Source organism: Micromonospora sp. NPDC051006 (assembly GCF_044456245.1).
Lineage (GTDB): Bacteria > Actinomycetota > Actinomycetes > Mycobacteriales > Micromonosporaceae > Micromonospora.
In genome coordinates this window covers 240,730-259,271 of sequence record NZ_JBITFP010000002.1, presented here as the reverse complement: position 1 = coordinate 259,271, position 18,542 = coordinate 240,730, and the positions used below count along the sequence as shown (strand labels likewise).

At 74.8% G+C, this 18,542-nt stretch carries 18 protein-coding genes; 10 read left to right on the top strand and 8 right to left on the bottom strand.

Translation table 11 applies throughout. The features are described from left to right. The first annotated feature begins 12 nt into the window (after positions 1-12). Both ACIBBA_RS04925 and ACIBBA_RS04920 read left to right on the top strand, forming a co-directional pair. The gene (locus ACIBBA_RS04925; RefSeq protein ID WP_396693850.1) at positions 13-498 is read left to right on the top strand and encodes a hypothetical protein; all 486 of its coding nucleotides are present in this window, start codon (positions 13-15) and stop codon (positions 496-498) included. 128 nt (positions 499-626) lie between these two features. After that, complete coding sequence (locus ACIBBA_RS04920; RefSeq protein WP_396693848.1) at positions 627-1,559, top strand: alpha/beta fold hydrolase; 933 nt, start codon at positions 627-629, stop codon at positions 1,557-1,559. A gap of 21 nt (positions 1,560-1,580) precedes the next feature. Here ACIBBA_RS04920 and ACIBBA_RS04915 read toward each other — a convergent pair whose 3' ends face one another. Both ACIBBA_RS04915 and ACIBBA_RS04910 read right to left on the bottom strand, forming a co-directional pair. Then, positions 1,581-1,946: a hypothetical protein gene (locus ACIBBA_RS04915; RefSeq protein ID WP_396693846.1), complete on the bottom strand. Its 366-nt coding sequence runs from the start codon at positions 1,944-1,946 to the stop codon at positions 1,581-1,583. Further along, on the bottom strand, positions 1,943-5,023 hold the full coding sequence (locus ACIBBA_RS04910; protein ID WP_396693844.1) for an SseB family protein: 3,081 nt from the start codon (positions 5,021-5,023) through the stop codon (positions 1,943-1,945). Before ACIBBA_RS04910 ends, ACIBBA_RS04915 begins: the two co-directional genes overlap by 4 nt. Before the next feature lie 153 nt (positions 5,024-5,176). Between ACIBBA_RS04910 and mycP the strand changes: the two genes are divergently transcribed. Together mycP and ACIBBA_RS04900 are read left to right on the top strand one after the other, a co-directional pair. Further along, positions 5,177-6,436 carry a type VII secretion-associated serine protease mycosin gene (gene mycP, locus ACIBBA_RS04905; protein ID WP_396693842.1) on the top strand — a complete coding sequence of 420 codons (1,260 nt, stop codon included), beginning with the start codon at positions 5,177-5,179 and terminating at the stop codon, positions 6,434-6,436. Positions 6,437-6,448: 12 nt separating this feature from the next. Beyond that, positions 6,449-6,604: a hypothetical protein gene (locus ACIBBA_RS04900; protein ID WP_396693840.1), complete on the top strand. Its 156-nt coding sequence runs from the start codon at positions 6,449-6,451 to the stop codon at positions 6,602-6,604. A gap of 50 nt (positions 6,605-6,654) precedes the next feature. Here the strand turns inward: ACIBBA_RS04900 and ACIBBA_RS04895 are convergent, their stop codons facing one another. Beyond that, entirely contained in the window at positions 6,655-6,948 is a 294-nt protein-coding gene (locus tag ACIBBA_RS04895) for a WXG100 family type VII secretion target (protein WP_357047300.1), read from the bottom strand. 32 nt (positions 6,949-6,980) lie between these two features. Next, positions 6,981-7,301 (bottom strand): WXG100 family type VII secretion target, encoded by a 321-nt coding sequence (locus ACIBBA_RS04890; RefSeq protein ID WP_396693837.1) that lies wholly within the window; start codon positions 7,299-7,301, stop codon positions 6,981-6,983. A 199-nt stretch (positions 7,302-7,500) separates the two neighbouring features. Here ACIBBA_RS04890 and eccE point away from each other — a divergent pair, with 199 nt between their 5' ends. The 4 genes from eccE (at position 7,501) to rarD (ending at position 11,456) form a co-directional block, all read left to right on the top strand. Next, positions 7,501-9,411: a type VII secretion protein EccE gene (eccE, locus tag ACIBBA_RS04885; RefSeq protein WP_396693835.1), complete on the top strand. Its 1,911-nt coding sequence runs from the start codon at positions 7,501-7,503 to the stop codon at positions 9,409-9,411. Between the two features lie 118 nt (positions 9,412-9,529). Then, complete coding sequence (locus tag ACIBBA_RS04880; RefSeq protein ID WP_396693833.1) at positions 9,530-9,916, top strand: phage holin family protein; 387 nt, start codon at positions 9,530-9,532, stop codon at positions 9,914-9,916. Positions 9,917-10,008: 92 nt separating this feature from the next. Next, positions 10,009-10,524, top strand: coding sequence for a GNAT family N-acetyltransferase (locus ACIBBA_RS04875; RefSeq protein ID WP_396693831.1), 516 nt, complete (start codon positions 10,009-10,011; stop codon positions 10,522-10,524). Next, on the top strand, positions 10,521-11,456 hold the full coding sequence (gene rarD, locus ACIBBA_RS04870) for an EamA family transporter RarD (protein ID WP_396693829.1): 936 nt from the start codon (positions 10,521-10,523) through the stop codon (positions 11,454-11,456). Before ACIBBA_RS04875 ends, rarD begins: the two co-directional genes overlap by 4 nt. A 12-nt stretch (positions 11,457-11,468) precedes the next feature. Here the strand turns inward: rarD and ACIBBA_RS04865 are convergent, their stop codons facing one another. Together ACIBBA_RS04865 and ACIBBA_RS04860 are read right to left on the bottom strand one after the other, a co-directional pair. Then, complete coding sequence (locus ACIBBA_RS04865; protein ID WP_396693827.1) at positions 11,469-12,158, bottom strand: anti-sigma factor family protein; 690 nt, start codon at positions 12,156-12,158, stop codon at positions 11,469-11,471. Continuing rightward, positions 12,155-12,649, bottom strand: a complete 495-nt coding sequence (locus ACIBBA_RS04860) for a sigma-70 family RNA polymerase sigma factor (RefSeq protein ID WP_350868814.1) — start codon at positions 12,647-12,649, stop codon at positions 12,155-12,157. The genes ACIBBA_RS04865 and ACIBBA_RS04860 overlap by 4 nt, the downstream gene beginning before the upstream one ends. A 252-nt stretch (positions 12,650-12,901) precedes the next feature. Here ACIBBA_RS04860 and ACIBBA_RS04855 point away from each other — a divergent pair, with 252 nt between their 5' ends. Continuing rightward, a complete protein-coding gene (locus ACIBBA_RS04855; protein ID WP_396693825.1) occupies positions 12,902-15,031 on the top strand; it encodes a PhoX family protein in 2,130 nt (709 codons plus the stop codon). 81 nt (positions 15,032-15,112) lie between these two features. On the opposite strand, the gene ACIBBA_RS04850 is transcribed toward ACIBBA_RS04855, so the two are convergent. Continuing rightward, positions 15,113-15,895, bottom strand: a complete 783-nt coding sequence (locus ACIBBA_RS04850; RefSeq protein WP_350868063.1) for an IclR family transcriptional regulator C-terminal domain-containing protein — start codon at positions 15,893-15,895, stop codon at positions 15,113-15,115. A 154-nt stretch (positions 15,896-16,049) separates the two neighbouring features. Between ACIBBA_RS04850 and ACIBBA_RS04845 the strand changes: the two genes are divergently transcribed. Further along, positions 16,050-17,231, top strand: coding sequence for an MFS transporter (locus ACIBBA_RS04845; RefSeq protein WP_396693823.1), 1,182 nt, complete (start codon positions 16,050-16,052; stop codon positions 17,229-17,231). A 140-nt stretch (positions 17,232-17,371) separates the two neighbouring features. Here the strand turns inward: ACIBBA_RS04845 and ACIBBA_RS04840 are convergent, their stop codons facing one another. Next, positions 17,372-18,445, bottom strand: coding sequence for a polyprenyl synthetase family protein (locus ACIBBA_RS04840; protein WP_396693821.1), 1,074 nt, complete (start codon positions 18,443-18,445; stop codon positions 17,372-17,374). Positions 18,446-18,542: the final 97 nt, after the last annotated feature.

Genomic DNA, 18,542 nt, shown 5'->3' with positions numbered 1-18,542 from the left:
AGGGACGTGCTGATGTCTCCCCGGGGTGTCCTCGTCCTCCTGCCGGTGCTGGCGCTGACCGCCTGTGCCCGGTCCGACGACGCGGGGTCGACCGCCGCGCCGGCCACCTCCCCCACCGCGAGTGCAAGCGCCACGCCGACTCCGGAGCAGGCCACCGGTCCGACGCCCGACCCGACCAGCCCGCCGACGCCGGAGTCGACCGGTTCGCCGGCACGGCCGCCGATGTCCGCCACCGAGCTGCCCACCCTGCGTCCGCCGGCCGTCAAGCCGAGCCCGCCCACCGACCTGCGGCCCGCCGGCCTGGTCAGCGGGCACATCACCCGCGGCGGGCGGGGTCCCTGCTACGGCCTGGTGGCCGAGGACGGCACCGAGTACGCGCTGCACGGCCCGAACGCCGGTGAGCTGCGCCAAGGCAGCTTCGTCACGCTCCGGCTCACCCCCACCCTGGCCCGTATCGCCTGCGGCCCCGGCATCCCGATGAGCATCGTGTCGGACTGACCGCCCGGGGCTCCCGCACCGCGTTCACGCGGCCGGCGTGCCACCTCCGGCCCGGATCCCGTCGCCCCGCGCGGCCCCTCGCCTGACGGCCCGCACCGGCTCAAGGTGCCGGGTCCTAGGCTGGGACCATGACCGACCAGCACGGCGGAGCCGTCGACGAGTCCTGCGTCCTCACCGAGGGGCCCTGGACGCACCGGTTCGTCGGGGCGAACGGCAGCCGGTTCCACGTGGTCGAAGCCGGCGCCGGGCCGATGGTGCTCTTCCTGCACGGCTTCCCGGAGCACTGGTGGGCGTGGCACGAGCTGCTGCCCGCCGTCGCCGACGCCGGCTACCGGGCGGTCGCCGTCGACCTGCGCGGTTACGGCGCGAGCGACAAGCCACCCCGGGGGTACGACGGCTACACGCTCGCCGCCGACATCGCCGGGCTGATCCGTGCCCTCGGCGAGCGCTCGGCCACCCTGGTCGGCTCCGGAGCCGGCGGAATGGTCGCCTGGACGGTCGCCTCGTTCCACCCGGCCCTGGTCCGCCGGCTGGTGGTGCTCGGCGCGCCGCACCCGCTGCGGTTGCGCGCGGCGATCTTCGCCGACCCGCGCGGACAGTTCGCCGCCGCCACGCCGACGTTGAAGTTCCAGCTGCCCCGCTACGAACACGTGCTGACCCGGGACGGCGCGGCGGCCGTCGAGGAGTACCTGCGCCGCTGGGGCGGGCCGGACTGGGTGGCCGGGCCGGACTTCGCGGCGTACGCCCAGCGCTGCCGGGAGGCGATGCGGATCCCGCAGGCGGCGTTCTGCGCGCTGGAAGGCTACCGGTGGGCGTTCCGCTCGGTGCTGCGGCTGCACGGCTACCGCTTCGTCCGGCTGATGCAGAAGCCGCTGATCACGCCGACCCTGCAACTGCACGGCGCCGTCGACCTCGCCTCGCTGCCGCGTACCGCCCAGGGCTCCGGGCGTTACGTCGTCGCCCCGTACGAGTGGCGGCTGCTCGACGGGGTGGGGCACTTCCCGCACGTCGAGGCGCCCGAGGTGGTGCTCGGCGAGGTGCTGCGCTGGACGAAGTCCTGACCGGCCGGGCCGGGTCGTCCGCTAAAGCCGCTGCTCACGCAGGTCGGTGACCTCGGCGGCGGGCGCCCAACCCTGGTAGACGCCGAAGTCGAACACCTCCAGCCGCATCGCCTGCGCCACCGGCCAGCGGCCACCGGTGTACTCCACCCGCAGCCAGCCGTCGTGTTCGCCGAGCACGATGAACGGTTGCCCCTGCCAGGTGCAGGTGGTGCGCACGTACACCAGATCCTCGACCTCGACCGCCGGCAGCACCCGCACGTACCGCCCCGGCCGGACCTCCTCGAAGCCCTCGGCGGGTTCCGGCTGGTAGAGGCGGATGTCGTCGCCGTCCGGGCTGGCCTGGTATTCCCGGCCGCGCCAGCGGGCCACGAAGCCGTCGCGAGTCACGCCGCACCGACCTCCCGCCAGAGCAGGGTGTCGGTGTCCAGGGTCGCGACCACCCGCTCGGTGCCGTCCGCACCGATCCGCCACAGCTGGGCACCGTGCGGCAGCCGGGCACTGTCCACCTTGAACTCCGCCACCACGTCGCTGCTCTCGCCGGGGGCGAACCCGTTGCCCCGGAACGGGGCACGCTCGATGACCCAGCCCTCCATCGCCCGCATGGCGGGCTCGTTCTGCCCGCCGTAGGGGATCCGGTAGAGGCTCGGCCGGTGCGCCGGCCAGCGCAGCACGTAGACCTCCTCGGCGTCCCGGGAGAACGGTGATTCGGGGTAGCCGAGGCCGAGCGCGTCGTAGAGCTGGGCCGGGGTGGTCAGGTGGGCGAGCTCGTTGGCCCGGTGCACGAAGCCGGAGACGCGGTCGTAGCCGCGTTCCAGGTAGTAGGCGAGCTGGCTGGCGGCGATCGCCTTCTGCATCAGGATCGGGCGGGTCGGGTCGACGGCCTTCGGCGTGTGGCGGGGCCGCTGGGCGGGCTCGGCCGCGGCGGGTGCCTCCTCGGCATACCCGTCGTCGCCCAGGCCGACCTCGGCGGCCCAGTTGGCCAGCCCGACGATCTGTTCACCGGGCAGCTTGGCGCCGACCGGGGTGCCGGGGTTGACCGCGAACGACCAGTTCTCCTCCGGCCAGCGGCGGATCAGCTGGACGAACTTGACCGGTACCGTCGCCACCTCGCCCACGGTCTGCTCCGCCAGCCGTTCCGGGGAGGTGTAGACGACCACGAAGGTCTCCCCGTCCAGCTCCTGGGTGCGCCACACGAAGCCGGGCTCGCCGGGCCGGCTGCCGGGGGCCGAGTCCGGCGAAACCGGCAGCAGCACCCGGGCCAGCAGCAGCGTGGAGAGGAAGGTGTCGGTGCTTCCGGCGCCCGTCGCGCCGAGCAGGTCCTCCTCGACCGCGTTCGCCGGCTGGAAGTCGAACGCCGGCTCCTCGACGGGCAGGCGATCGTCCGGGGCCTCGTCCGCGACCGCTCCGCCGACCCCGCCCGCCTCGGCGGGCGGCGGCGTTTCGTCGGTTGGTCGAGCCGGCGGGGCGGCGGGCTCGGTGCGAGCGGGACCGGGCGCCGCTCGCGGTGTCCACAGGTCGGCCCCGTCCCCCGTCGTCGCGTCGCCCGGGCGAGGGAAACCGACCGGGTCGCCACCCGGGCCCGGGGAGCCGGACGGGACGTCGGTCGAACTCGGGAAACGCGCCGAGTGTTCGCCGGTGCGCGGGGGGACCGGGCGCTCGCCGGCAGGGTGTGCGGTGCCGGCCGGGCCGGTGGCACCGGGATCGCCGCCGATGGTGTGGTCGCCGCGGAGGGCGGCCCACCGGTCGGCCTCCACGGCCTCGCCCCGGCGCCCCGTCCCGCCCCCGCCGGCGGCCTCGGTGCCGGCGACGCCGGCAGCTTCGGCGCCCGGGCTTCCCGCACGGGCTGCGCCCCACAGGTCGGCGGTGGCGTCGGCCGCTGCCGCGCCAGCCCATCGGTCGTCGGCGGCACCGCCGCGCCCGTTCGCGGTGCGCGCCGATCCGGTGCCGCGCTGCAGGCGGTCGCTGTCGCCGAGCACCGGCGCCCGGACCGGACCGGGCGTCGGGGGCGCGTCCAGCGGATCGGACAGCACCCGGGACTCGATGATCGTGCCCTCGATGACGATGGGCGTGAAGCCGCGGCGTGGCGCGGGCGGGCCGGAGACCGGTTCCGCGATGGACGGTGGTAGCTCCTCCGCCGGCTCGGCGCGGCGATACGACAACGGCTGGGTCAGCTCCCCGTCCCGCTCCCAGGCCGGCGGGCGGCCGGTCGAGGCGGGCTGCCCGGCCGACGGGCTGCGGACGCTGAACGCGCGGGTGGCCTCGTCGGCCGGCGGCCCCGGACGGGGCAGCGGCTGGGTCGTCTCGATGCCGGGTACGGATCGGGCCGCCCGGGGATCGTCCGCCGGTGGCCTCGGCGTCGGAGTCGGCTCGCGGTTGGGGGCGAAGAAGGCCCGGGTCGGCTCCTCACCCGCCGGCGCGTCCAGCGGGCGGCGTCGGGGAAACGGCTGGTCGCTGCGCCCGAACCGGGATGGGGGCGCCGCCCGGTCGCCGGGACGGGTCGGTTCGCGGTACGACGCCGCGCCGCGCCCGGACGACGGTTCGAAGAAGGACTGCCGCGACCCGGGCTCGTTCTCCTCGCCCCCGGCGCGGGCGTTGCCGACCGAGGCGGCTCGCCCGTTGGCAGTCGACGGTCCGCCCGAATCGGCGGTCCGCCCGGGCCGCGCCGGCGACGGCCAGGCCGACCCGGGACCGGGGCGGTCCGGGGGCACGTCGCGCGGGGCGAACCGCGGCGCAACGGGCCGGCCAGCGGGCTGACCCGGCTCTCCGCCACCGGCGCTCGGCTGCGCCCGGTCAGGCTGAGCACGCCCCGCGCCCGGACGGGTCGCGTCGGCCTCCGGCGCCACCTCCGCCGGGCGGCGCGACAGTGCGGCGGCGGCCGGCGCGGGCGGAAACCCGACGGCCGCCGGGGTGCCGCCGCCGGGGACGGGCACGGCACCACCCGGGGAGGTCCGGCCGGCGTCCGGTCCGCCGGCGGACGGCCCCGCCTGGGCGTCCCGGCCCGGCTGGGCTCCGGCGGCACGAGCCCGGGCCAACGTCTCCGCCCGCTCCAGCCGAGCCCGGGCGCCCAGGGTCCGGCCGGGCAACCGCACGTCGCCGCGGGACAGCTGGGCGACGAACCACGCCGGGAGATAGCCCTCGACGGGCAGACCGGGATTGACCGCCAGCCACCACTCGGGATTGGGCCAGCCGGCGGCGAGTTCGGGGTACGGCACCCGGCGGCTGGCGCCGGAGTTCTCTCCGAGGCACGCCCGCAGCGCGCCGGTGGAGGTGAACGCGAGCACGTGGGTGCGACCACCGGTGGTCCAGGTGCCCCAGCCCGCCGGGGTCTGCCCGACGGCCGGGGTGGAGATCGGCAGGAGAAGCTCGGTCCGGGCCAGGATGCGGAAGTAGAGTTCCTGGTCGTTGGCGCGTAGCGCGTCCCGCATCGCCGCCTCGGCCTCCGTGGCCGGCTCCCATTCGGTCACGGCCACCTCTCCTTCCGGGAACAGGCCACAGGCATCGCCTACAACCTACAAGGTAGTAACAAGATCACAATGGCGAGGACGCCGCCGGTCGGCCGGCTCGTCGGCGAGGCGATAGCATCCCGTCCCGGAGCCGACACGATACGGAGGCCGTCGATGTCCGGGTCGATGACGCGCCTCGTCCTGGCGACGCTGACGGCCGCACTGCTGACCGGCGCGCCCGTCGCCGAGGGCGGGGATCCGGCCACCGCGGCCACCCGAGGACCGGCCCCGGCGAGCGCCGGCACGTTGCGAGTGGCGCCGGGTTGCCCGACGCCGCTGGCCCCCGTCCGGGCCGTCGCCGCGACACCCTGGCCGCAGCAGCGGTACGCGCCGGACCGGCTGGCGCCGCTCGCCACCGGTGCGGGAGTGACGGTGGCAGTCGTCGACTCCGGCGTGGACCGGGACCATCCGCAGCTCGCCGGTCGGGTGCTCGACGGCACGGACCTGCTGGACCGGGGTGGGGACGGCACCCGGGACTGCGCCGGCCACGGCACCGCCGTGGCGAGCATCATCGCGGCGGCGCCGCGCACCGGCGTCGCGTTTCGGGGCCTGGCCCCGGGGGCCGGGATCCTGCCGGTCCGGGTCAGCGAGCAGCAGGTGGTCCACGGCCGGGAGTCGGGGCGTACGGTCAGCGCCGCCGAGTTCGCCCGGGGCATCCGCTGGGCGGTGGACCACGGCGCCGACGTGCTCAACCTCTCCGTCGTGCTCTACGCGGACAACCCGGCCGTCCGGTCCGCGGTCGACTACGCGCTGGGTCGGGACGTGGTGGTGGTGGCCGCCGCCGGAAACCTGCACGAGGGCGGCGACCCCCGGCCCTACCCGGCCGCCTACGACGGGGTGCTGGGGGTGGGGGCGATCGCCGCCGACGGCACCCGGGCGTCCTTCTCCCAGACCGGCCCGTACGTCGACCTGGTCGCCCCCGGCAGCGACGTGTTGACCGCCGCGCCCGGGCAGGGTCACCAGCGGACCGAGGGCACCAGCTATGCGGCCCCGTTCGTCGCCGCCACCGCGGCGTTGCTCCGGCAGTACCGCCCCGAGCTGACCGCCGCGCAGGTGGCCGAACGGATCGTCGCCACCGCCGACCCCGCGCCGGGGGCCGGGGGCGGTGGTTACGGCGCCGGCGTGCTCAACCCGTACCGGGCGGTCACCGAGACGCCCGACGGCGCGACGGGCCGGACCCGCCCCGTCGCCGCCCTGGCCGACGAGCCGGCCGACCCGGCACGGCTGGCCCAGCAGGCCCGGCGGGCGGCGGCCCGGGACCGGGCAATGACGGTGGCGACGGTCGGTGCGGCGGCGGCGGGTACGGCCGTGCTGCTCGCCCTCGTGCTGCCGCGCGGCAGCCGGCGGCGCTGGCGGCCCGCCGACCCCCGCTGACCCACGGGCGTCATGGGCACGCCGGTCAGCCATCACGGCGGCAAGTCAGCATTCGACCAGGGCGCAGCGGCCGGGCGTCGAGCGCTCACCGACCGGGCCGACGACCAGGGCACAACAGCCGGAACGACGGTGGCGCCGGCCCGTCCCCGGGCCGACGCCACCAACTGATCCGGCTCAGCGCCGCACCGGGTCGCCCTGCGGCGTCCCACGCGCCGGGCTCACTGGAACAGACCGACGTTCTTCTTCTCGGTGTCCAGATAGTCGGTCGCGGAGTCGTCCACCGCGAGCTTGATGTCGCGCAGCATGGCCTGCAGATCCTGCGACGCCGAGCGCCACCGCGACTGCCGCTGCTCGTAGGCCTGCTTGGCCTCGCCGTTCCAGCCGGCCACCAACGGCGCGGCGTCGCGCTCCAACTGGCCGAGCTGCGACTCGAGTGCGTTCAGCGCCTTCTGGATGTCCGCGCCGGCCTGTTGCAGCGCGGCGAAGTTGACGACCAGCACACCGTGGTCCACCTGCGATCTCCCTCCCCCTGGATCGGATCGTTCTAGAGCGGCAGTTGGATGCCGCCGCGGTTGGTGCCGGCAACCCGGCCGGCGGCCTCGCTGTCCGAGGCGTCGTACTGCTGGCCGGCGGTGCGGATCGCGCCGGCGGTCTCCCGCAGGGCTCGCTGCAACGCCGCCTGATCCTGCGCCCACTGCTGCTTGACCTGCTCGAACGACCGACCGCCGGCGCCACGCCAGGCCTGCTGCAACACCTCCAACTCGGTCATCAGGCTGCTCAGCATCGATTGCAGCGACTGGTCCACCTGCTCGAACTTCGCCGCGGTCTGCTGCATCACCGCGGCTTCCGCCTGGGTCTGGGACACTCCGGACCTCACCTCGTCTCGTCGCGCGTGGCTGGCCGTCGGCGCGCCCGCCGGGGAACACGCCGCTCACGCCCGGGGATGATGCGCACGGCGGGCGCGGGGTCAGCGAAACTCGTGGCTGACGGTAGCCGTCTGATAGCACTTCTGCTACCCCGTCCGCTCCCCTGTGGACAACGCGGACCCCGGCCCTTCGCTTACCATGTGCAGCAGCCAGGTAGCGGGCAGTGATCGGGTGGGAGGCGCGGTGACGGCGACGACCACCGGCGGTCCCCGCCCGGGAGGCGGGCGGGGCGAGGTGGCCGTCCGGCGTGACCCGGTCCCGGCCGGGGGACGGCCGCTCGCACCCCGGCCCGCGCTGCCGCCACAGTGGACCGGCCGCCGACCGGCCGGGGTCCGTGCCGGCCAGATCGTCGCCGCGCAGGTGGCGGTGGCGCTGCCGCTCGCCACCCTCGGCCGGGGCGCACCCGCGCTGGCGGCGGCGCTGCTGGCGGCCGTGCTGCTGCTCGCGCTGGCCTGGCTACGGCTACGCGGTCGTTGGCTCTTCGAATGGTCCGGCACCGCCCTCGGCTACCTGACCCGTAGGCGGCTCCTGCCGGCGGAGGCCGGACCGGCCGCGCTGCTCGACCTGGTCGATCCGGGTGCCGTGATCCGCTCGGCGGAGGTGGCCGGCGGTCCGGCCGCGATGCTGGACGACGCCGTCGGCGTGACGGCGCTGCTGGAGATCGGCGACCCGGGTGACCTGCTGGGCGGCGGCCCGCGCATGCTGCCCGTCCCCTCGGCGCTGCTTCCGCCGCCCACCCCGGACGGGCCACCGATCCGGATCCAGCTCCTGCTCTCCGCCGCGCCGGCACCGGTACCGACGGCGGGTGGCACGGTCGGCACGTCGTACCGGCAGCTCACCGACGGGCGACTGGCCGGGCGGGAACGGGTGCTTCTCGCCGTGCGGGTGCTCCGGGTCGACGGGTGGTCGGCGGAGGAGTTGCGGCAGGCGCTCGCCGGCACGCTGCGCCGGATCGTCCGACGGCTCGGGCCACTCACCGCCCGTCCACTGGGTACGGCCGCCGCGCTGCGAGCGCTCGACGAGCTGGCCCACCATGACGCCGCGCCGCTGCGGGAGTGCTGGTCGGCGCTGCGCACCGGCGACCTGTTCCAGACCACGTTCCGGGTGACCCGGTGGCCGGATCTGCGTGGTGACGGCGGGCGTCGGCTGATCACCCGGATGCTGGCGCTGCCGGCGACCGCCACCAGCGTCTCGCTCAGCGCCGGCCCGCATCCGGCCGCCGCGCCGGCTCCGGCCGAGCTGACCGTACGCCTGGCCGCCGGCTCGTCGGGAGAGCTGTCGCTGGCCGCCGAGGCGCTGCGTCAGCTGGTGACCGGCCTCGGCGCGGAGGTTCGCCGGCTGGACGGCGAGCAGCTGCCCGGCTTGGCCGGCACGCTGCCGCTGGCGCTGGCCAGCCCGTACGCCCAGCCCGTGCCGGCCGTGGACGGGCTGGAACTCGTCGCCGGCGGCGGGGGGCTGATGCTCGGCGCCAACCGGCACGGCGCCCCGGTCACCGTCCGGCTGTTCCGGCCCGAGGGCACCCGGGTGCTGCTGGTCGGCGGGGTGCCCGCCGCACAGCTCGTGGCCCTGCGCGCGATGGCGACCGGCGCCCGGGTGGTGGTGCAGACCGCCCGCCCTCGCGTCTGGGAGCCGTTCGTGCGGAGCGTCGGCGCGCCCGGCGGCACGATCCCGCTTCTCCCGCCCGGCCGACCGGTCCCCGGCGGGCCGGGCACACCGCTGCGGCCGCTGCTGGTGCTCCTCGACGTGGGGCCAGTGCCGGCCGATCCGGAGCCAGGCCCGCCGTGGCGCTCCACCCTGGTGGTACGCGACGAGCTGACCCCGGCCGACGCCGACGCGCTGAGCCGGGCCGACCTGGCGGTGCTCCAACCCCTCGATCCGGGCGAGGCCGCGTTGGCCGGCGCCGCGCTCGGGCTCGGCGACTCCGCCGAGTGGCTGACCCGGATCCGCGACGACATGGTCGCGGTGGTCAACCGACGAGCGCTGCGCTGGGCGCTGCTCTCCGTCACCCCGATCGAGTCGCAGCTGATCGGTCGCCCGTCCCGCCGCTGACCGGCGCCGGCCGGGTTCGCGACGCTCCGCGCCCGACCGGCGACGGGCGGCCGATCACCGCAGGTTCGTCGATCTCCACGGGTTCCGCCGGTGACCGGTCCGTGGCACGATCCCCGCCATGGGTTTTCTCAAGGGTCTGCTGATCCGCCTGGCCACCACGGCGCTCGCCTTCTGGTTGGCCACCCTGCTCATCCCGGGCATCACGCTGGACACCGACTCCGCCACCAACGCGGTCGTCACCCTGGTCCTCGTCGCGGCCATCTTCGGCGTGGTGAACGCGGTGCTCCACCCGATCATCAAGACCGTCGGCTGCGGCTTCTACCTGCTGACCCTCGGTCTGATCGCGCTGGTGGTGAACGGACTGCTCTTCCTGCTGACCAGTTGGATCGCCGGTGAGGCCGGGCTGCCGTTCCACGTGGACGGGTTCTGGCCGGCCGCCGTGCTGGGTGCGCTGTTCGTCGGCGTCGTGACCTGGGTCCTCGGCGCCATCCTCGACCGCGACTGATCCGACGCGGCACGGCGGGCGGGTGCGGGCGGTGACCAGAGTCCGGGAATTGGCCGGCGCGGTGCAGGGGGCCCGGGGCTAGCGTCACAGGCGTGTTCTCCCTGACCCGCGCCGACGGCTACCTGCTCAGCACCGACCCGGCCCGACTCGACCTGGACCGGGTGCACCACTGGCTCAGCACCGAGGCGTACTGGGCGCTGGGGCGCGACCGGGAGACGGTGGCCCGTGCGTTCGCCGGCTCGATCCCGTACGGCGTGTACCGCCCTGGCGACGGCGCACAGGTGGCGGTCGCCCGGGTGGTCACCGACCGGGCCACCTTCGCCTGGCTCTGCGACGTCTTCGTCGACGCGGGCGAGCGGGGCAACGGGCTGGGCACCTGGCTGGTCGGTGCGATCCGCGACCACCTCGACGGGCTCGGCGTACGGCGGATCCTGCTGGCCACGAACGACGCGCACGGCGTGTACGCGAAGGTCGGCTTCGCCCCGGTGGCTGCCGAGCGCTGGATGGAGCTGGACCGGCGCGACGCGGCGGCGGTGCCAGTGACGCCGGTCACGCCGCCCGCTGGAAAGGAACGAACGGGGCAGTCGCCCCTTACGGTGGAGGCGTGACCCCGACCCGCCTGGGATACCTCTACGGCTTCGGCGCGTACCTGCTCTGGGGCTTCTTCCCGATCTACCTCAAGCTGCTCCGGCCGGCCGGACCGCTGGAGATCCTCGCCCACCGGATCGTCTGGTCGGTGGTCTTCGTCGCGCTGGTGCTCGCCGCGCTGCGCAACATCGGCTTCCTGCGGGCGCTGGCCCGTCGGCCCCGGGCGCTGGCCGGCATCGGCGTCGCCGCCGCGCTGATCGCGGTGAACTGGGGCACCTACATCTACGGGGTCAACTCCGACCGGGTGGTGGAGACCGCGCTCGGCTACTTCATCAACCCGCTGGTGGTCGTGCTGCTCGGGGTGACGGTGCTGCGCGAGCGGCTGCGCCCCGCGCAGTGGGTGGCGCTGGCCGTCGGCGGCCTGGCCGTGGCCGTGCTCACCGTCGACTACGGTCGGCTGCCCTATCTGGCGCTCACCCTGGCGGTCAGCTTCGGCGGCTACAGCCTGGTGAAGAAGCGGCTCGGGCTGCCCGCCGCCGAGGGGCTCTTCGTCGAGTCCGCGGTGCTGGCGCTCCCCGCGCTGGGCTACCTCGGTTGGCTCGCCGCCTCCGGCGACGCCACCTTCGGGCACACCTCGGCCGGGCACACGGCGCTGCTGGTGCTGGCGGGCGCGGCCACCGCGATCCCGCTGCTGCTCTTCGCCGGCGCTGCGAACCGGTTGCCGCTGACCAACCTCGGCATGCTCCAGTACCTCGCCCCGATCCTCCAGCTCGGCTGCGGCGTGCTGATCTTCCACGAGCCGATGCCGCCGGCCCGGCTGGGCGGCTTCGCGCTGGTCTGGCTCGCCCTGATCATCTTCACCGCGGACGCGCTGCGCCAGGCCCGGCGCACCCGCGCCAGCACCGCCGCCGCCCGCCGCGCGGCGACCGCCACCGTCCCCGTCGCCCGCTGACCCCCGCCCGGGTCAGCGGACGTCGTAGCTCAGCACCGCGGTGCCGTCGGCGCGGAGCAGCTCCAACCGGACCAGCTCGGCGTCGGTGAACCGGGTGACGCCGCTGAACCGCACGTCGTCGCCGGGCGCGGCCAGCCACGAGCCGATCTGCTCGGTCGCGCCGTCCGGACCGTGCGCCACCAGCCGGAACGTGTACGCCTTGCGGTAGCCGGCGCGCTGGTCGTAGCCGCAGTGCATGGTCACCTCGGTCCCCCAGTCGGTGCCGGTCAGGCCGATCTCGGCGTGCACCGGCACCGTCCCGGCGACCGGCTGCATGGCGACCATCCGCACCTGCTCGGGCGGCGGCACGGTCTCGCGGGGCAGCACGGCGGCCGTGCCGACGCCGACCAGCAGGGCCAGCGCGGCCGCCACGAGCGTGGTCAGCGCGTACCGGCGGCGGACGGCCGAGCGCTCGCCACGGCGGCGCTGCCGGGCCTCGTCGAGCAGCGTCGGCAGCGAGGGACCCGACGGGGGCGGCAGGAACTGCTCCAACCCGGCCGGGTCGAGCCGGCCGAGCAGCCCGGGCAGCACCGCGATCTCGGCGACCGCCTCGCGGCACTCGGCGCAGCCGGCGAGGTGCCGCTCGTACGCGGCCCGCTCGGCGGGGGCGAGCGCACCCAGCACGTACGCGCCGTCGTCGTGCGCGAACTCGCAGCGGGTCATCCGGTCACCCCCATCTCCGCCAGGACCAACCGTAGTGAGCGCAGCGCGTAGTGCGTGCGCGACTTGACCGTGCCCGGCGGCACCCCCAGCCGGGAGGCCGCCTCGGCCACCGATCGCCCCTGGTAGAAGCACTCGACGAGCACCTCACGGTGGGTCGGGCTGAGCCGGTTCAGCGCCTCGGCGACGGTCCACGCCTCCACCGCGCGCTCGGCCTCGTCCACCACCTCCGGCGGCTCCGGCAGCTCGTCGGTGTAGACCTCGCCGACCCGGGTGGACCGCCGTCGCCACGCGTCGATGGCCAGGTTGCGTGCGGTGGTGAAGAGCCAGGCGCGGACGGAGCCCCGGCTCGGGTCGAGCGACTCGGGGTGTCGCCAGGCGCGCAGCAGGGTCTCCTGCACCAGGTCCTCGGCCCGCTGCCGGTCGCCGTTGACCAGCCGCAGGGCGTGCGCGTACAGCGCCTCGGCATGCTCGTCGTGCAGGGCGCGGAGCAGTTGGGCGTCGTGGTCGCTGATGGCGGGTCTCCTCGCTCTCGACGCGAGTCCGACGGGGGCGTACGCCCGGGAATACGTGCGGTCACGCCGATCGGTTCAGCAGGAGGTCAACGGGCGTTCGCCGGCGATCTGTTCACGTCTGGTTCACATCGACGCCGACGATCGCTCACCACACCCTCCTAGCGTCCGGCAGGTACGCACGCGGGCGGGACGTCCAGCGTGCCACCGACCCCCATCAGGAGGCTCCTCCCCATGAGCGACCGTCCCCGGCTGCTCCCGCTGTTGGGCGCCACCCGCCACGGCAGCCGTGACAACATGACCTGCCTCTACCGCTGCGGCAACGCCTGCGACCACCCGGTACCGAACACCTCCGACAACGCCTACTTCGGCGACGTGGTGAGCACCGAGGTCACCCGGCGCGGTGTGGTCCGGGCCGGCGCGGTCGGCGCCCTGGTGCTGGGCTTCGGTGGCGCGGCGGCCGGCGCGCTGGCCGGCGCGGCCCCCGCCTCGGCCGCTCCCGGCGAGACGGCGGTGGTGCCCGAGGCCTTCGGCTTCGGCCGCCCGCCGCAGGGCATCGGCAACGGCGCGCTGACGTTCAACCCGATCCCGCCGAACAAGCTGGACACCCTGGTGGTGCCGAACGGCTACGACCACGCCGTCGTCATCAAGTGGGGCGACGAGGTCGTGCCCGGCGCGCCGGAGTTCAACGTGCACCGGCAGACCGCCGCGGCGCAGGCCAAGCAGTTCGGCTACAACAACGACTTCGTCGGCGTGCTGCCGCTGGACAAGCAGGGCAAGCGGGCGCTGCTCGTGGTCAACCACGAGTACACCAACGAGGACCTGATGTTCCCGGCCTTCCCCGGCCTGGACAACCTCTCGGTCGAGCAGCTGCGGATCGCGATGGCCGCGCACGGCATGTCCGTGGTGGAGCTGGAGCGGGTCGACGGCACCGGCCAGTGGCGGCCGGTCGCGAAGGGTCGCCGGCCGTACAACCGGCGGGTCACCGCGCTGGCCACCAAGTTCGACGTGACCGGCCCGGCGGCCGGCTCGGCCTGGCTGAAGACCGCCGCCGACCCGAAGGGCCGGACGGTCGTCGGCACGCTGAACAACTGCGCCGGCGGCGTGACCCCGTGGGGCACGGTGCTCTCCGGCGAGGAGAACTTCAACCAGTACTTCGTGGGCGCGGACGCCGTACCGGCGGAGCTGAAGCCGAAGCTGGAGCGCTACGGCATCACCACCACCGCCCGCTACCCGAGCGGTAGCCGCAAGTGGGAGCGCGCGGACGAGCGCTTCGATCTGGCCAAGCACCCGAACGAGGCGCACCGGTTCGGGTGGGTCGTCGAGATCGACCCGTTCGACCCCGAGGCCCGCCCGCGCAAGCACACCGCGCTGGGCCGGTTCAAGCACGAGGGCGCGAACGTCATCGTCGCCAAGGACGGCCACGTGGTCGCATACATGGGCGACGACGAGCGGTTCGACTACCTGTACAAGTTCGTCTCGGACAAGAAGTTCATGAAGGGCGACTCCTGGGCCGCCCGCAAGCACAACCTGACCCTGCTGGAGTCCGGCACCCTCTACGTCGCCCAGCTGGAGCAGACCAGCGCCGGCGAGATCGACGGCTCCGGCAAGCTCCCCTCGGACGGCGCCTTCAACGGTCGGGGTCGCTGGATCAAGCTAGTCAGCGGCAACCGCTCGTACGTTGACGGGATGACCGCGGCGGACGTGCTCACCTTCACCCGGCTCGCCGGTGACAAGGTCGGCGCGACCAAGATGGACCGACCGGAGGACGTCGAGCCGAGCCTGCTCACCGGCAAGGTGTACGTGGCGCTGACCAACAACACCAACCGGGGTGTCGGCAGCAACCCGAAGGCGGACGAGGCGAACCCGCGCAACGCCAACAAGCACGGGCAGGTCCTGGAGCTGGTGGAGAACCGCGGCGACAACACCGCCGAGTCGTTCACCTGGTCGCTGCCGATCGTCTGCGGCGACCCGACCGACGCGTCGACCTACTTCGCCGGGTACGACAAGACCAAGGTCTCCCCGATCTCCTGCCCGGACAACGTGGCCTTCGACGCCACCGGCAACCTCTGGATCTCCACCGACGGCAACGCGCTGGGCAGCAACGACGGCCTCTTCGCGACCGCCCTGGAGGGCCCGGAGCGGGGTCACCTGAAGCAGTTCCTGACCGTGCCGCTCGGCGCGGAGACCTGCGGCCCGTTCATCACCGGCGACAACCGCTCGGTCTTCGTGGCGGTGCAGCACCCCGGCGAGATCACCGGCGCCTCGGTGGAGTCGCCGAAGTCCACCTGGCCGGACGGCGACTACGCCAAGCCCGGTGTCGTGGTCACCTGGCGTCTCGACGGCGGCCCGGTGGGTAGCTGACGTTCCTCCGGCGGTCCGGCGCTGGACCGCCACCGCGGGGCCCTCTCCCAGCCCGGGGGAGGGCCTCGCGGCGTTCCCGGCTCACTGCTCGGCGGCGATGCCGTCGGCGACCGACCGGGCCACGGTGAGCAGCTTGGCCCGCACCACCCGGGCGGAGGTCATCATCTCGCTGGCCGGCAGCGCGCAGGCGAGCACGAGCCGGCGCTCCATGTCCTTGTCCGGGCTGACCAGCACGGCGGCGCAGGCCACGCCCTGCCGGAACTGCCCGAGTTCCAGCTGCATGCCCCGACGGTCGCCGGCGGCCAGGTCCGCCTCGAAGGTCTCCGAGCTGGTCAGCGTCGCCGTGGTGAACGGGCGCATGCCGTACTCGCGCAGGTAGCGGAAGCGCTGCTCGGCGGTGAGCGTGGCGAGCAGGGCCTTGCCGAGGGCGGTGGCGTGCGCACCCTCGTCGAAGCCGGGGACCAGCTCCTCCAGGTAGGGCGAGCGTGGCCCCTCGGCGACCGCGGTCAGCGCCACCTGGCCGCCCACGAAGCGGCCCAGGTAGTGGCTGTAGCCGGTGTCGGCGGCGGCCCGGCGCAGGGTCTCCCCGACCGCCGGCGGCCCGCGGAACGCGGTCACCAGCTCCCGGTAGCGGTCGGCGACCTCCAGCCCCACGATGTACGTGCCGTCCTCGCGGCGGATCACGTAGCCCTCGTAGGCCAGGGTGCGGACCAGGTGGTAGGTGGTGGCAACGGTCAGCTCGCACCGCCGGGCGATCTGCTTGACGGTCAGCCCCTTCGGGGCACGACCGACCGACTCGAGCACTCGTAGCGCGCGGGAGACGCTGCGGATCAGGTCCGAAGGTTCCGCCAGGGGGTCGCGCACAACCACCTCCGCCGCCGGGGACTTACACCATATGAAATACAGGCCCGGTGCGAAACGACTGTTCGGGTCGAGGATGCCAGATCGTCATCAACGGCTCGTGCGGCCACGGACACGTTCCGTACTGTCGAGGCGACCGGCGTAGGTTTGCCGCACCATGACCGACACCGCCGTCACCCCCGCCCCGGACACCCTTTCCACCCGGCCCCTGCGGGCCAGCGTCAGCGCCATCGTGGTCACCATCGCCTGCGTCCTGCCGGTCTTCCTGGTCGGCGGCCTCGCCGTGCAGCTCGGTGACGACCTCGGCTTCTCCCCCGCCGGGCTCGGCCTCGCCGTGTCGCTCTACTTCGGGGTGGGCGCGTTGGCGTCGGTCCCCTCCGGCGTCCTCGCCGAGCGGTACGGTCCGGCGGTGGTGGCCCGCGCCGGCATCCTGCTCTCCGCCGGCATCCTGCTGGCCGTGGCGGCGCTGGCCCGGTCGTACCCGGTGCTGCTCGGGCTGCTGGCGCTCGGCGGCGTCGCGAACGCCCTCGGCCAGTTGGCCAGCAACGCCGCGCTGGCCCGGCACGTCCCGCCGCAGCGACAGGGGCTCTCGTTCGGCGTCAAGCAGGCGGCGATCCCGGTCTCCACCCTGCTGGCCGGGGCGGCGGTGCCGACCATCGCGCTCACCGCCGGTTGGCGCTGGGCGTTCGTCGCCGCGGCCGGCACCGCGCTGGCCGCCCTGCTCGTCGTACCCCGGCGGGAGGCGGGCCCGGCCCGGCGGGCGACCGGCGCGCGGGCCGGCCGTGGCACGGGCGCCCTGGTGGTCATCGGGGTGGCCGCGACCCTGGCGGCGGCCGCCGCCAACGCGCTGGGCACCTTCCTGGTGGACTCCTCGGTCGGGCGCGGGCTCGCGCCCGGCCTCGCCGGCCTCACCCTGACCCTGGGCAGCGCGGTCTGCGTCGCGGCCCGGGTCGGCGCGGGCTGGCTGGCCGACCGGCGGTCGGGCGGGCACGTGGCGCTCATCGCCGGCATGCTGGTGGTCGGCGCGGCGGGGCTCGGGCTGCTCGCGGTGGCCGGCCCGGTACCGCTGGTGGCCGGCGTCGTGCTCGGCTTCGGCCTGGGCTGGGCCTGGCCGGGGCTGATGAACTTCGCCGTGGTCCGGCTGCACCCGCAGGCCCCGGCCGCCGCCACCTCGATCACCCAGACCGGGGTGTACGCGGGCGGCTGCCTCGGCCCGCTGGGCCTGGGGTCACTCGCCGCTCACTCCGGCTACCCAGCCATGTGGAGCACCGCCGCCGGCTCGATGCTGCTGGCCGCCGCCCTGATGCTCACCGGCAGCCGCCTCCTGACCCGCCCCTGACCTGCGCCCACCCCCTCCGCGTCCCGCTCCTCCCGTTGATCAAGAGGTTCGCGTCACCACGGAGATCGTTTCTGACGCGGATCTCTTGATCACCGCGCGTTGGCGGGAGGGCCGCCGGGTGGGGGTGGAGTGGGGTGGGGTTAGCTGGTGCGGTCGGCTACGAAGTCGCAGAGGGACTCGAGGGCGCGGCGGGCCGGGTTGTGCGGCAGCGGGGCGAGTCGGGCGCGGGCATCCTCGGCGTAGCTGCGCACCGTCTCGCGGGCCCGCTTGAGCGCCGGGCTCTCCCGAAGCAGGCCGAGCGCCTCGGCGTGCAGGGCGTCGTCGGTCACCGCCCCGGCGGCGAGGATCTCCCGCAGCCGGACGGACGCGGCGTCGGAGTCGTCCGCCGCCTGGGCGTAGAGCACCGGCAGCGTCGGCACGCCCTCACGCAGGTCGGTGCCGGGAGTCTTGCCCGACTGGACCGACTCCGAGGCGATGTCGAGCAGGTCGTCGGAGAGCTGGAAGGCGACGCCGATGGTCTCGCCGTACCCGGCCAGCGCCTCGGTGTGCTCCGGCGACGCGCCGCCGAACATCCCACCGAACCGGGCGGAGGTGGCGATCAGCGAGCCGGTCTTGCCGGCGATCACCTGGAGGTAGTGCGCCACCGGGTCGTCGCCGGGGCGCGGCCCGACGGTCTCGGCGATCTGGCCGTGCACCAGCCGGGCGAAGGTGCGCGCCTGCAGCTGCACCGCCTCGGTGCCGAGGTCGGCCGCGAGGTCCGCGGCCCGGGCGAAGAGGTAGTCACCGACCAGAATGGCGACCGAGTTGGTCCAGCGCGAGTTGGCGCTCGGCGCCCCCCGGCGCACGGCCGCCTCGTCCATCACGTCGTCGTGGTAGAGCGTCGCCAGGTGGGTGAGCTCCATCACCACCGCGGCCTGCACGATCCGCGTCTCGGTCGGGTCGCCGAACTGGGCGCCGAGCGCCACCAGCAACGGCCGGAACCGCTTGCCGCCGGCCTCGACAAGGTGCCGGGCCGCCTCGGTCACGAACGGATCGGCACTGGCCACACTGGCCCGCAACTCGACCTCGACGTCGTCGAGCAGCGCCAGAACGGACGCCTCGAGCCGGGGATCGGCGAGATAGAGGCCGAGGGCCCCGAACTGACCCGTGCTCTGCCGGCTCCGACGACCGCCGGAGCCGGTGGCACCTGTACGCTCGCCAGCCGGATTCACCACGCCTCAACCATGCCACACCCGTTCGACCAGCCCCGGACGGGGGATGCGTGCTGCGCCGGGGCGCACTGTGCACGCACCGCCCGGTGCACCGGACACG